Origin of the sequence: Holtiella tumoricola (assembly GCF_027857615.1) — a bacterium.
GTDB classification, from domain to species: Bacteria; Bacillota; Clostridia; order Lachnospirales; family Cellulosilyticaceae; genus Holtiella; species Holtiella tumoricola.
The window spans coordinates 25,849-38,153 of record NZ_JAQIFT010000013.1 but is presented as its reverse complement, the minus strand read 5'-3'; the positions used below and the strand labels follow the sequence as shown (position 1 = coordinate 38,153).

Annotated in this window: 14 protein-coding genes and 1 riboswitch; all 14 genes read left to right on the top strand. The window is 36.3% G+C overall.

Features of this window, described 5'->3' with window-relative positions:
* Positions 1 to 13 precede the first annotated feature (13 nt).
* The 14 genes from arcC (at position 14) to PBV87_RS02745 (ending at position 12,299) form a co-directional block, all read left to right on the top strand.
* Positions 14 to 964, top strand: coding sequence for a carbamate kinase (arcC, locus tag PBV87_RS02810; protein WP_271011068.1), 951 nt, complete (start codon positions 14 to 16; stop codon positions 962 to 964).
* Positions 951 to 2,285 (top strand): uracil-xanthine permease family protein, encoded by a 1,335-nt coding sequence (locus PBV87_RS02805; protein WP_053985045.1) that lies wholly within the window; start codon positions 951 to 953, stop codon positions 2,283 to 2,285. Before arcC ends, PBV87_RS02805 begins: the two co-directional genes overlap by 14 nt.
* Before the next feature lie 4 nt (positions 2,286 to 2,289).
* Entirely contained in the window at positions 2,290 to 3,663 is a 1,374-nt protein-coding gene (hydA, locus tag PBV87_RS02800) for a dihydropyrimidinase (protein WP_271011067.1), read from the top strand.
* An 80-nt stretch (positions 3,664 to 3,743) separates the two neighbouring features.
* Positions 3,744 to 4,583 (top strand): ethanolamine utilization protein EutJ, encoded by an 840-nt coding sequence (gene eutJ, locus PBV87_RS02795; RefSeq protein WP_053985043.1) that lies wholly within the window; start codon positions 3,744 to 3,746, stop codon positions 4,581 to 4,583.
* Positions 4,584 to 4,748: 165 nt separating this feature from the next.
* Positions 4,749 to 5,135 (top strand): single-stranded DNA-binding protein, encoded by a 387-nt coding sequence (locus PBV87_RS02790; RefSeq protein ID WP_053985042.1) that lies wholly within the window; start codon positions 4,749 to 4,751, stop codon positions 5,133 to 5,135.
* A 53-nt stretch (positions 5,136 to 5,188) separates the two neighbouring features.
* On the top strand, positions 5,189 to 5,731 hold the full coding sequence (locus tag PBV87_RS02785) for an NADH peroxidase (protein WP_271011066.1): 543 nt from the start codon (positions 5,189 to 5,191) through the stop codon (positions 5,729 to 5,731).
* Between the two features lie 10 nt (positions 5,732 to 5,741).
* On the top strand, positions 5,742 to 6,062 hold the full coding sequence (locus tag PBV87_RS02780) for a DUF1540 domain-containing protein (protein WP_053984978.1): 321 nt from the start codon (positions 5,742 to 5,744) through the stop codon (positions 6,060 to 6,062).
* 133 nt (positions 6,063 to 6,195) lie between these two features.
* Positions 6,196 to 6,756 (top strand): CDP-alcohol phosphatidyltransferase family protein, encoded by a 561-nt coding sequence (locus PBV87_RS02775; protein WP_271011065.1) that lies wholly within the window; start codon positions 6,196 to 6,198, stop codon positions 6,754 to 6,756.
* A 51-nt stretch (positions 6,757 to 6,807) separates the two neighbouring features.
* A riboswitch (cobalamin riboswitch) is annotated at positions 6,808 to 6,981 on the top strand.
* Between the two features lie 113 nt (positions 6,982 to 7,094).
* Positions 7,095 to 8,636, top strand: coding sequence for a cobyric acid synthase (locus PBV87_RS02770; protein WP_053984976.1), 1,542 nt, complete (start codon positions 7,095 to 7,097; stop codon positions 8,634 to 8,636).
* Positions 8,637 to 8,664: 28 nt separating this feature from the next.
* The gene (locus tag PBV87_RS02765) at positions 8,665 to 9,648 is read left to right on the top strand and encodes an ABC transporter substrate-binding protein (protein WP_271011064.1); all 984 of its coding nucleotides are present in this window, start codon (positions 8,665 to 8,667) and stop codon (positions 9,646 to 9,648) included.
* Positions 9,649 to 9,660: 12 nt separating this feature from the next.
* On the top strand, positions 9,661 to 10,683 hold the full coding sequence (locus PBV87_RS02760) for a FecCD family ABC transporter permease (RefSeq protein ID WP_053984974.1): 1,023 nt from the start codon (positions 9,661 to 9,663) through the stop codon (positions 10,681 to 10,683).
* On the top strand, positions 10,680 to 11,459 hold the full coding sequence (locus PBV87_RS02755; RefSeq protein WP_271011063.1) for an ABC transporter ATP-binding protein: 780 nt from the start codon (positions 10,680 to 10,682) through the stop codon (positions 11,457 to 11,459). The genes PBV87_RS02760 and PBV87_RS02755 overlap by 4 nt, the downstream gene beginning before the upstream one ends.
* A gap of 1 nt (position 11,460) precedes the next feature.
* The gene (cobU, locus tag PBV87_RS02750; protein ID WP_242847678.1) at positions 11,461 to 12,024 is read left to right on the top strand and encodes a bifunctional adenosylcobinamide kinase/adenosylcobinamide-phosphate guanylyltransferase; all 564 of its coding nucleotides are present in this window, start codon (positions 11,461 to 11,463) and stop codon (positions 12,022 to 12,024) included.
* An 86-nt stretch (positions 12,025 to 12,110) separates the two neighbouring features.
* The gene (locus tag PBV87_RS02745; protein ID WP_271011062.1) at positions 12,111 to 12,299 is read left to right on the top strand and encodes a hypothetical protein; all 189 of its coding nucleotides are present in this window, start codon (positions 12,111 to 12,113) and stop codon (positions 12,297 to 12,299) included.
* The last annotated feature ends 6 nt before the right edge of the window (positions 12,300 to 12,305 follow it).

The following is a 12,305-nucleotide window of genomic DNA, read 5'->3' as shown; positions in this document are numbered from 1 at the left end:
GGAGGTGTTTAAAATGGCAAAACGTGTTGTCATTGCTTTAGGGGGAAATGCTTTAGGAAATAATTTAGCAGAACAAATGCTTGCAGTTAAACATACAGCCCGGGCAATCGGGGATTTAATTGAAGCCGGATATGAGGTGGTCATTTCACATGGAAATGGCCCTCAAGTCGGCATGATTAATGTAGCTATGGGTGAAATGCATAAAGCCAATCCAGAAACCAGTGTGATTCCAATGTCTGTTTGTGTAGCCATGAGTCAAGGATATATTGGATATGACCTTCAAAATGCTTTAAGAGAAGAGCTTTTAAATCGAAGTATTACAAAGTCTGTTGTTACATTAATTACGCAAGTAGAAGTTGATCCTAATGATAAAGCTTTTGACAATCCTACTAAACCCATTGGGCGCTTTATGACCAAAGAGGAAGCTGATGAACTTGTTTTAAAAGGGTACTCTGTGATGGAGGATGCCGGACGTGGCTATCGACGTGTCATTGCTTCTCCTAGACCTAAGCGTATTATCGAAATGGAAACAATAAAGACTTTACTTGATGCAGGTCAAGTCGTCATTGCTGCTGGCGGAGGAGGTATTCCAGTCATTGCAAAAGGTAACCATCTTTCAGGTTCAGGCGCTGTTATTGATAAAGATTTTGCAAGTTGTGAACTCGCTAAAGCCCTCCATGCAGATTGTCTTATTATTTTAACTGCGGTAGAGAAAGTAGCGATCAATTTTAATAAACCTAATGAAAAATGGTTAGATACCCTTACTGTTGCTGAAGCTCAGAAATATATCGAAGAAGGACATTTTGCTAAAGGTTCTATGCTTCCCAAAGTAGAAGCAGCTCTAGATTTTGCAGCTTCTAGTGTAGGTAGAACAGCTATTATTACTTTACTTGAAAAGGCTAAGGAAGGTATAGAAGGTTCAACAGGAACCCGTATAGTGGGGGTAGACCATGAAAGCAAGTAAGGAAGAAGATAGGAACCTTATTTATCAGCTGGAGGGGCGTCCTAGTCTTTCAGTTGCTGTTCCACTAGGATTACAACACGTTCTAGCTATGTTTGCAGGAAATTTAGCACCTATTTTTATTGTAGCAGGTATCGCTGGTGTGAGTATGCAAGAACGGGTATTAATGATTCAATGCGCTATGCTTGTATCAGGGCTTGCTACGTTTATTCAACTTTATCCTATAAAGCTTGGAAAGAATCTACAAATAGGTGCCAACCTTCCGATTGTCATGGGAACAGCTTTTGCTTTTGTTCCGACCTTATCAACTATAGCAGCTAGCTATGGGATTCAAGCAGTTTTTGGCGGCATCTTAGTTGGTGCATTTGTTGAAATTATTATGGGGCTTCTTATAAAGCCAGCGAAAAATATTTTTTCTCCTGTGATCATTGGTGCTGTACTTGTAACAATCGGTATTAAGCTCCTTGGGATAGGTGCCAATTACTTTGCCGGAGGTGTAGGTGCAAGTGACTTTGGTTCGTTAGAAAACTTATTCCTTGGAAGCTTGGTTTTTCTCATTGTTATTGTTTTACAGCGCTACGGAAAGGGATTTTTCAAAGTGACAGCGTTACTCATTGGTTTAGTAGTAGGGTTTATAGTAGCCCTTATGATGGGCAAGGTAGACTTAACACCGGTAATGGAAGCAAGTTGGTTTACCATTCCAATGCCTTTATATTTTAAACCAGAATTTAGATTAGATGCCATTATGGCTTTTGCTGCTGTTTATATTGTTTCTGGTTTAGAAACATTAGGCAATACAAGCGGTATTACCATGGCAGCTTTTAATAGAGAAGCAACGCCAAGTGAAAATCAAGGTGCTATTTTGGCAGATGCTATTGGTTCTCAGGTAGCAGGACTATTTAACTGCCTTCCAAACACAGCATTTGGTCAGAATGCAGGGATTGTAGCTATGACTAAAGTAGTCAATAAATTCTGTATTGCTATGGGGGCAGCTGTACTTATACTCGCAAGTATTGTACCTAAAGTAGGTGCAGTCTTTGCAGCGATGCCTTCTAGTGTTTTAGGTGGAGCAGTGATTACAGTTTTTGCGATGATTTTAATTAATGGTTTTAAAATGCTTGCCAAAGCAGGATTTACTGAAAAAAATGTATTAATTTTATCTGTTACTTTTGCAATAGGATATGGACTTACAGCACTTCCAGAAGTAACAGCGCATTTTCATCCATTTTTACAATTTATTTTTAGTGATGCTGTAGCAAGTGTATGTATTGTAGGCATTATTGCCAACATCTTTTTAAATCTTTTAAGCCACAAGAAGGGGTGAAAATGTGTCTTTACTGATTAAAGGTGCAATTTTAGCAACGAACCCTGAAGTAGGACCTACTGATTTATTAATAGATGAGGGGGTGATCAGCGGTATAGGACAAATACGTACGGCTGATCAGATTGTTGAAGCTTATGGAAACATTATCTTTCCAGGCTTTATAGATGCTCATACTCACTTAGATATGGATACAGGCAAGGCACATACTTCGGATGATTTTTATACAGGAACAAAAGCAGCATTAGTAGGTGGCACAACAACCATTATAGATTTTGCTACCCAAGAAAAGGGTGAAAGTCTTATGGATGCTATCAAAGTATGGCATCAAAAGGCAAATGGAAAGAGCTGTACAGATTATGGCTTCCATTTAGCGATTACGGATTGGAACGAACAAACAGGTAAAGAAATGCTTTTTATAAAAGATATAGGCGTCACTTCGTTTAAAGTATATATGGCTTATGATGCCTTAAGAGTAAGTGATGATATACTATTTGAGATTTTACAAGCTGTTGATCATATAGGTGGCATTGTAGGCTGTCATTGTGAAAATGGAGATTTAGTCAAGGTACTTACTCAGGCTCAAAAAGACAGTGGGCATTTTGGGCCCCGTGCCCATGCCGCTTCACGCCCTGATATTGTAGAAAGTGAAGCAATAGGAAGGTTCTTAGATATTGCTTATTTAGCAGGTACACCTGTTCATATTGTCCATTTGAGTACTCAAAAGGGGCTAGAAGCAATCGAGCGTGCTAAAGAAAGAGGACAAATCGTTTATGTGGAAACTTGTCCGCAATATCTCATTTTAGATGAACATGCTTATCAGTTAAAGGAGTTTGAAAGTGCTAAGTATGTGTTATCACCGCCTCTTAGAACAAAACAAGATCAACAAGCACTTTGGCAAGGCATACACACAGGGCTTATTCAAACCATTAGTACGGATCATTGTGCCTTTAACTTTGCCACACAAAAAAGGCAAGGATTAGCAGATTTTAGTGAAATTCCCAATGGTATCCCAGGTATTGAGCATCGTCCACAACTGATCTATACATATGGTGTAGATAAAGGACATATAAGCTTGAAGCAAATGGCAGAGCTACTCAGCACAAAAACGGCAAAGCTATTTGGACTTTATCCAGCTAAAGGGACTATTGAAGTCGGAAGTGATGCAGATTTAGTCATTTGGAATCCTAACTATGAAACGAAACTTTCAAGTACGACTCAGGTACAATCGGTAGATTATACACCCTATGAAGGTCTTTGTGTTAAAGGGCGTGCGGAATACGTTTTCTTAAGAGGAGAACAAGTGGTGAAAGAAGGAAAAGTGATTAATGAAAGAAAAGGGCAGTACTTATTTAGAGGCCCATCAGGAAATATTGAATAATTTATTTAGCTACCCCTATGCAAAGCCCTCACTCTTTTCTAAACTTTAAAGAGAAGACAATAATCATGAGGGAGCAGCTTATGTATAATGAAAGATTAGTTGAGGCTCAAATAGAGAAAGTAGAAAAGAGTTTGAAGGAAACTTTCTATCAAAAAGGTGATAAACTTAAGGTAGGTGTGGACTTAGGAACTGCATATATAGGGATAGTCGTTTTAAATGAACAAGATGAACCAGTGGCCTCAGAGCTTCAAGAAGCACATGTATTAAAAGATGGTATTATTGTAGATTATGTAGGTGCACTTAAAATAGTCAAAAATCTCAAAGAGAAGTTAGAAACAAGACTAGGTGTAAGATTACTTAGAGCTTCTATTGCAATGCCACCTGGAACGGAGTCAAGTATTAAAACACATTGTTATGTTGTAGAAGGTGCAGAAATGGAAGTAAGCCAAGTTCTAGATGAACCTACGGCTGCAAATAATGTATTGCATATTACAGATGGTGCGGTTGTAGATATAGGAGGTGGCACCACGGGACTTTCGATCTTCAAAGATGATAAAGTCGTTTATGTTGCAGATGAACCTACAGGTGGTACGCATCTTACTCTTGTACTAGCAGGGAGTCATCATTTGCCAGTAGAAGAAGCAGAAGTTTTCAAAAAGGATCCAGCCCATCAAAGAGAAGTATTAGGGCATGTTAAGGCCGTTATTGAGAAGATGGCTACCATTGTTAAAAATCATATTGAAGGTTATCAAATCGATGCTATTTATCTTTGCGGCGGTACGTGCTGTTTACAGGGAATGGAACAAATCTTTGAAAAGACAGTTGGTGTTAAGACCATTAAACCAGCGAATCCACTGCTTATTACACCAACAGGTATAGCCATGAGCTGTGAGGCTTTTATACCAGAAAAAGAATATTAATTGAAAATAAAAAGGGTCCCTCAAAGTAAAAACTAAGAGTGGCCCTTTTGCTCATATTATATGAATAATATAACTTTGTGTGACAAGCTAATAAAATATAAGACTAAAAATTGTATAAAACATTAAAAATGGGATATACTCTTAAAAAATTTTAGGAGGTTATCTATGAATCAAGTTCATTTACTTGGCAATCTTACAAAGGATTTAGAGTTAAAAGAAGGCAAAGAAACACAAACACCTTATGTTCAATTTACTTTAGCAGTTGATGACAAAAAGGCTAAAAAGGATCAAAAGACCTACTTTATTGATGTAGTTGCTTTTAGACAAAAAGCAAAACTTTTAGTGAAATATGGGGTAAAAGGAACCTCTTTAATTGTACATGGAAAACTAATGAGTTATAGCTATACAAACAAAGAAGACGACAGAGTTTATGCAACAAAAGTCCTTCTAGAAGACTTTGAATTTATAGGGAATACTAAGCGTGATGAATCTCTAATAGCTGAGATAGCAGCAACAACTGAAAATGTAAATTCAACGAATGAAGTATATTAAATAATCTCTTAGCCATACTAATTATGATTGTTAATAAGTTAGGAGGCACACAAATGAAAAAATATGTTTGTACAATTTGTGGCTATATCCATGAAGGAGACCAGCCACCAGAAAAATGTCCAATTTGTAATGCACCAGCTAGTAAGTTCGAAGCCATGGGTGAACAGCTTGCTTGGTCTGATGAACACCGTATCGGTGTAGCTGAAGGAATCGATCCAGAGATTATAGAAGGATTACGTGCAAACTTCATGGGTGAATGTACTGAAGTGGGAATGTATCTTGCTATGAGCCGTCAAGCTGATCGTGAAGGTTATCCAGAAGTTGCAGAAGCTTATAAACGTATTGCCTATGAAGAAGCAGAGCATGCATCTAAATTTGCAGAACTTTTAGGTGAAGTCGTTAAAGCAGATACAAAAGCAAATTTACAAGTACGTGTTGAAGCAGAATATGGTGCATGTGATGGTAAGAAAAAACTTGCTACACTTGCTAAACAACAAAATCTTGATGCAATTCATGACACTGTTCATGAAATGGCTAAAGATGAAGCACGTCATGGGTGTGCTTTCAAAGGATTATTAGACCGTTATTTCAGCTAGGAGGATTACAATGACAAAAGTAAAATGTAGTGTATCAAACTGTTCCTACAATAAAGATCATGTATGCTATGCAGAACGTGTAGCAATTGGCGGACAAGCAGCGGTTGTAGATGAAGCAACTTGTTGTGGTACTTTTTTAAATGAAGATGCTTATAGTAATTTAGCAGAACATACTGCTTACAAATCAGCTTGTAAAGCTGTAAGTTGTACTGTTGCAACTTGTGTACATCATAAAAATGATCAATGCATGTTAGATTGTATTGCTGTAGAAGGTTCAGGAAATGCAGCCGCATACGTGGAAACATGTTGTTCAAGTTTTAAAGCTCAATAAAGTCAGTAAAAAGGTATTCTTTAAGCTAAGCTTGCTAACTTAAGGAATACCTTTTATACTATAATAATAGGCTTATTTAAAATAAAGTATAAAATACCGTTTTAAGGAATATACTAAAAGGGGAGTTTATAAGATGAAAAAAGAAAAATTTTTACAAGAAGCCTTAAGTATTCCTAACCTTTTAAGTTACTTGCGGCTTATAATGATTCCACTTTTTATTTGGACTTATTTTACTGCGACAACGACCACAGATTGCTTAATAGCTGCTGGCATCTTAGTTTTATCTGGAATAACAGATTTTTTAGATGGCTTTATTGCTAGAAGGTACAACCAAGTCACAGAACTCGGTAAATTTATTGATCCATTAGCAGATAAACTTACACAAGCGTCCATTGTGCTGTGTCTTGTTTTTCGTTACAATATGGCGTTCTTGTTAACAATCATTTTTGTTGTAAAAGAAGTGACACAAGGTTTAAGTTGTTTATTCTTATATCGTAAAGGTAAAAAGTTAAATGGCGCACTATGGTATGGAAAAGTTTCTACTGCAGTATTTTATTTTGCAATGATTTTTTTAATCGCAGTACCAATGCTTAGTACAACTGTTGTTAACCTATTGATCTTAATAACAATGGGTGTTTTGATTTTTGCTTTTATTATGTACATGATTATCTTTATACGCATGAATAAACAGTAATACATACTTGACAAGTTGGTAAATATATGTAATGATAAGCCGACAATATCAATAATAATCCACTTATAAGGTGCTTGAAAAAGCTTAATAGGGAAAGTTAAAAGCTGCAGCCCCCGCTACTGTTACTAGGGACGAAGGTGAAAATGCCACTGTAAGGTTACTTATGGTAAGGCCACCGGAGGATGAACTACGAGCCAGGAGACCTGCCTTATAAGTTAAACGTATTCTTTCGGAGGGAAAGACGTATGCTTTACAAGTTAATTCTGTACGCCTATTCAAGTTAGTAGAAGGAATATTCTGCTAACTTTTTTTATTGTAAAAAATTAAAGGAGAATTATATGCATAAACCGAGAGTGATGTTTCAAGGAACAGCTTCATCTGTTGGAAAAAGTGTACTAGTCGCAGGACTATGTCGTGTACTTCATGAAGATGGATATAAGGTAACACCTTACAAATCACAAAATATGAGTTTGAACTCTTATATTACTGAAGAAGGTAAAGAAATGGGGAGAGCACAAGTGATGCAGGCAGAAGCCGCTGGTATTAAGCCCCATGCACTTATGAATCCTATACTGATTAAACCAACTGGTGATATGAAAGCGCAATATATTATCGAAGGTGAAGTTTTTAAAGATATGACAGCTATGGAATATCAACAGTTTAAGCCAGAACTTAAAAAGCGTCTTAAAACATTATATGAAAAATTAGAAGATGATTTTGATGTGGTTGTTTTAGAGGGGGCAGGTAGTCCGGCAGAAATCAATTTAAGAGAAGGAGATATCGTTAATATGGGGATGGCAGAACTTATTGACTCCCCAGTAATTTTAATTGGCGATATTGATAAGGGAGGCGTATTTGCGTCTTTAGTTGGAACCCTTATGCTTTTATCTGAAGAAGAACGTAAACGTGTTAAAGGTGTTGTCATTAATAAGTTTAGAGGTGATCTTGAAATCTTAAAGCCAGGACTTAAGATGTTAGAAGATATCATTCATATTCCAGTTTTAGGTGTGATCCCTTACTTTAAATTAGCTTTAGAAGACGAAGATAGTGTAAGTACTGTTTTTGAGCAACATCCAAGTACACTAGAAGAAAAACTTATTATTAAGATTATAAGGCTTCCACATCTTTCTAATTTTACAGATTTTAATCGACTATTTGCTTTAGAAGGAGTAGCTGTAAGTTATGCATCCAAGCCTCATGAGCTAGAAGATGCAGACTTAATCATTTTGCCAGGATCAAAAAACACAATCGATGACTTGAACTTCTTGAAAGAGGAAGGTTTTGTGCCTATTTTACATAGGCATAAAGCAGCAGGTAAAACATTGTTTGGTATTTGTGGCGGTTATCAGATGCTAGGTCGTAAGTTGTATAATCCAAGCTTAATGGAAACAACCATAAGAGAAGTAGAAGGTCTAAATCTTCTATCTATTGATACACAATTTGAAACTGAAAAGACCATGACACAAGTAAAGGGATATATAGTAAGTGACAAGGGCCATTTAAAAGGGTGTTTAAACCAACCGATAGAAGGGTATGAAATTCACATGGGTCAAACCATTTGGTATGATGAAAGTCTTGTACCTTTTGTGGCATTAAACGAAACATTAGGAAGTGCAGACCATCGTATAGAGGGTTATCATGATCCAGATGCATTGGTTTATGGTACTTATATACATGGTATTTTTGACAAACTCAGCTTTACACTCCCATTTTTAAATGCACTAGCCTGTGCCAAAGGGCTTGGAGCAGACAGCATTAAGCTTGCTGGAAGTACACATACCGATTATGCTGCTTTTAAAGAAAGTCAATATAGTCAATTAGCTAATTTATTAAGAGATCATTTAGACCTCGAAACAATTTATTCCATTTTATTTAAATAATTTATTACATCTTAGGAGGACATATCCCATGAAAAAAAGAAAATTTTTACAAGCATTCCTTATTGCAAGTTGCATTAGTTTAAGTTTAGTAGGTTGTACAAGTAATGAACAACCAACACCTGTACAAAATGAAACAGCACAAGACAGTGCAGAAGATACATCAGTAGAAGAAAGTACCCCAGAAGTAGCCACTTACCCAGTAAGTATTGTAGATTCTACAGGTACAACAATTACATTAAATGAAGAACCACAAAAAATCGTTTCATTAGCACCAAGCACAACAGAAATCTTAGGTGCTCTTGATGTAACAGATAAAGTAGTAGGTCGTACGAAATACTGTAACTATCCAGAAGCTATTACAGAGGCACAAGATGTAGGAGGCACATCAAATCCAAACGTTGAAACAATTGTTGCCCTACAACCTGATCTTGTTGTAGCATCTACTCATGTTTCAGATGAAGTCATTAGCAAATTAAGAGAAGTAAATATTCCAGTAGCATTCTTAAATGAACAAGAAAACTTTGAAGGCACTTATTCAGCAATCGAAAATATTGGTTTACTTGTAGGTCGTACAAAAGAAGCTGAACAAGTTGTTGCAGGAATGAAAGCACAAATTGAAGAAACGATGAATAAAGTTAATGCTTTAAATAAAGAAGTTAAACCTCGCGTTTACTATGCAGTATGGTATGGAGATAGCGACTCAACAGCAGGTGGTGATACATTTATTGGTGAAATGATTACATTAGCAGGTGGTGATAACGTTGCTAAAGATGTAGAAGGATGGAGTATCTCAAAAGAAAAAATCGTAGAAGGTGATCCAGATATGATTATTGTACCAGCTGGAAATGGTCTTAAAGAAGCTTTTGAAACAACAGAGTTCTACAAAGATTTACGTGCAGTACAAGAAGGACATATTTATGAAATTAATCAAGATATGATATCAAGACAAGGTCCTCGTCTTGCAGAAGCTTTCAGCAAACTTGCTCAAATCATTAATCCAGAATTACAATAGTGTGTGACGGTTATGAAAAAACCACAAAGTGCCAAGACCTTTTATAAAATTTATGGCATCCTTGCGGTAGTAACCCTTGTGCTTGCCATTCTTTCTATTGCAATTGGAGCTTCTAGAATCCATCCTTTTGATGTATGTAAAGTATTATTTTATAGTTTACTCGGAGGAGACTATAAAGAGTTAGTGGATGCTGGGCAGTTAATGGTGATTATCCAATTGCGTATTCCACGTATTTTAATGGCCCTTTTAACAGGAATCAATTTAGCTGTAACTGGCGCGATTTATCAAGCCTTATTTAAAAATGATATGGCGGACCCTTTTATGCTAGGAATTTCATCAGGGGCTTCATTAGGCGCTGGAATTGGCTTTATGTTAGGCGGGTTTTCACCTCTCTATGCATTTTTAGGTGCATTAGTTGCCAATATACTTGTCAATACCCTAGCAGGGACAAAAGGGAAGACGTCTACCATTAGGCTTCTATTATCAGGTCTTGCCATTAATTATTTCTTTTCAGCTATCTTATCTTTAATAAGAACCTATTCGGATAATAAAAACTTAACCTTATTTGCTTGGGGAATGGGCTCACTTAGTGGAGCCTCTTACCCACGTGTTTTATTACTAAGTCTTCTTACCTTTCCTATTTTGTGTTGTTTCTTCTTTTATCGTAAAGAACTTAACTTGTTATTGATGGGAGAAGATGCAGCCAAAGCTATGGGGGTAGATGTGTTAAAACTTAGAAAAGTTTTCTTGATTCTAAGTAGCTTACTTATTGCGACAACCGTAAGTTTTACAGGAACCATTGGTTTTGTAGGGCTTATTATTCCACATATGGTAAGACTTTTATTTGGAGCAAATTATCGTAAGACATTACCCATTACGGGGCTATTAGGCATGATTTTTGTTCTATGTTGTGATAATCTATCTAGGGCACTACTTGGGTCTTCGGAAATTCCAATAGGGATTATTACCTCCTTATTTGGTGCCCCATACTTTATGTATTTAATTTATAAAGAACGTAAAAGGAGCATGCTATGATTAAGGTTCAAAATTTGTCTTATCAGATTGGAGATAAACCTATTTTAAAGGACATATCTTTAACTTTTAAACCGCATACGATCTACGGCATTATTGGACCTAATGGTGCAGGGAAAAGTACATTACTTAAGCATATGATGCGTATTATTGAACCTTCTTCCTCTACAGTGTTTTTAAAAGATCAAGATGTCACGAAAGTAAAAGTCAAAGAATATGCCAAACAGTGTAGCTTTGTTTTTCAAGAAAATCCAAGAGATCTAGACTTTACAGTTGAAGAAATGATCGCTATGGGACGTTATCCTTATTTAGATTATATGGGACATACAACAAAAGCTGATGAAATAGTGATTGAACGTATTATTCATGAATTATCATTAGAAAAGCTACGTGAGCGTTCTATGCTTAACTTAAGTGGAGGAGAAGCTCAGAAAGTTTTTATTGGCCGTGCTTTAGCCCAAGAGACACCTATACTTTTATTGGATGAGCCTATTTCTATGCTAGATGTGCATAATAGTGTAGAGTTGTTAAATCGACTAAAGACTATTAAAGATCAACATCAATTGACCATTATTATGGTGATTCATGATTTGAATTTAGCTTTTCAATATTGTGATGAAATTGTTTTACTCAAAGAGGGAGAGGTGCTCCTTGCTGCATCTAGACAAGAGGTATTAGAAAGTGAGATACTACAACAAGTGTATCATCATCGTCTAAAGATTATTCACGATCATGGGAATACTTATGTTGTTCCTAGAGCAAATGAGAAGGAGGCTTAAGATGATTCTTATATTAGGAGGCGCCAGAAGTGGCAAAAGCTCATATGCTGAAGAAAAGGCAAGAGTACTTAATGAAACATTAGGTGGAGATGTACTTTATGTGGCAACATCTATTGCTTTTGATGAGGACATGAAGGACCGTATCAAGAAACATCAAGCTTCACGTCCCAGTCACTGGCATACATTAGAGCAATACAAAGATTTTGAGACATTAAGTGAACAGCCTGATTTTATTGGGGCAAATGTAGTAATGATGGATTGTGTAACTTTAATGGTTAGTAACTTATTATTAGAATATCAGGTAGACTTTGATCATGTCGATCGCGGCACAATTGATCAAATGGAACAAGATATTACAAAACAGGTATTAGCATTTGTTTCTGCCTGTAAAAAGGCCAACAAGGCATTTATTCTCGTATCTAATGAAGTAGGGTTAGGCATCGTACCAGCCTACCGTTTAGGTAGTATTTTTAGAGATATTGCTGGACGCATTAATCAACTTTTAGCAAGAGAAGCTGAGGAAGTTTATTTCTTAGTTTCTGGTATCCCTATGAAAATAAAATAATTTTAACTTTCCCCAAAAGATTGGTCTAAAAATATAACGCTTATTATAAATATATTATTAGAGTTTAAATGGTCAGGGGGAAGAGCATGAAACAATGCATTGAAAAAAAACAATGTATAGGTTGTAAGCATTATATGGAAAATCGTTATCATTATTACACACATGATAATCGTATGGTTGAGTATCATGTGCATGAATGCCAGAGGCAACAAGGCATAGGTCACACCACAGATGAAATAAAGTGTAAGAGTTTTGAAAAGAAAAAGAGATTTTAGGCTAGA

Coding starts and splice junctions, on each gene's coding strand:
- arcC (WP_271011068.1), top strand. CDS start 14: ATGGCAAAACGTGTTGTCATTGCTTTAGGGGGAAATGCTTTAGGAAAT.
- PBV87_RS02805 (WP_053985045.1), top strand. CDS start 951: ATGAAAGCAAGTAAGGAAGAAGATAGGAACCTTATTTATCAGCTGGAG.
- eutJ (WP_053985043.1), top strand. CDS start 3,744: ATGTATAATGAAAGATTAGTTGAGGCTCAAATAGAGAAAGTAGAAAAG.
- PBV87_RS02790 (WP_053985042.1), top strand. CDS start 4,749: ATGAATCAAGTTCATTTACTTGGCAATCTTACAAAGGATTTAGAGTTA.
- PBV87_RS02785 (WP_271011066.1), top strand. CDS start 5,189: ATGAAAAAATATGTTTGTACAATTTGTGGCTATATCCATGAAGGAGAC.
- PBV87_RS02780 (WP_053984978.1), top strand. CDS start 5,742: ATGACAAAAGTAAAATGTAGTGTATCAAACTGTTCCTACAATAAAGAT.
- PBV87_RS02775 (WP_271011065.1), top strand. CDS start 6,196: ATGAAAAAAGAAAAATTTTTACAAGAAGCCTTAAGTATTCCTAACCTT.
- PBV87_RS02770 (WP_053984976.1), top strand. CDS start 7,095: ATGCATAAACCGAGAGTGATGTTTCAAGGAACAGCTTCATCTGTTGGA.
- PBV87_RS02765 (WP_271011064.1), top strand. CDS start 8,665: ATGAAAAAAAGAAAATTTTTACAAGCATTCCTTATTGCAAGTTGCATT.
- PBV87_RS02760 (WP_053984974.1), top strand. CDS start 9,661: ATGAAAAAACCACAAAGTGCCAAGACCTTTTATAAAATTTATGGCATC.
- PBV87_RS02755 (WP_271011063.1), top strand. CDS start 10,680: ATGATTAAGGTTCAAAATTTGTCTTATCAGATTGGAGATAAACCTATT.
- cobU (WP_242847678.1), top strand. CDS start 11,461: ATGATTCTTATATTAGGAGGCGCCAGAAGTGGCAAAAGCTCATATGCT.
- PBV87_RS02745 (WP_271011062.1), top strand. CDS start 12,111: ATGAAACAATGCATTGAAAAAAAACAATGTATAGGTTGTAAGCATTAT.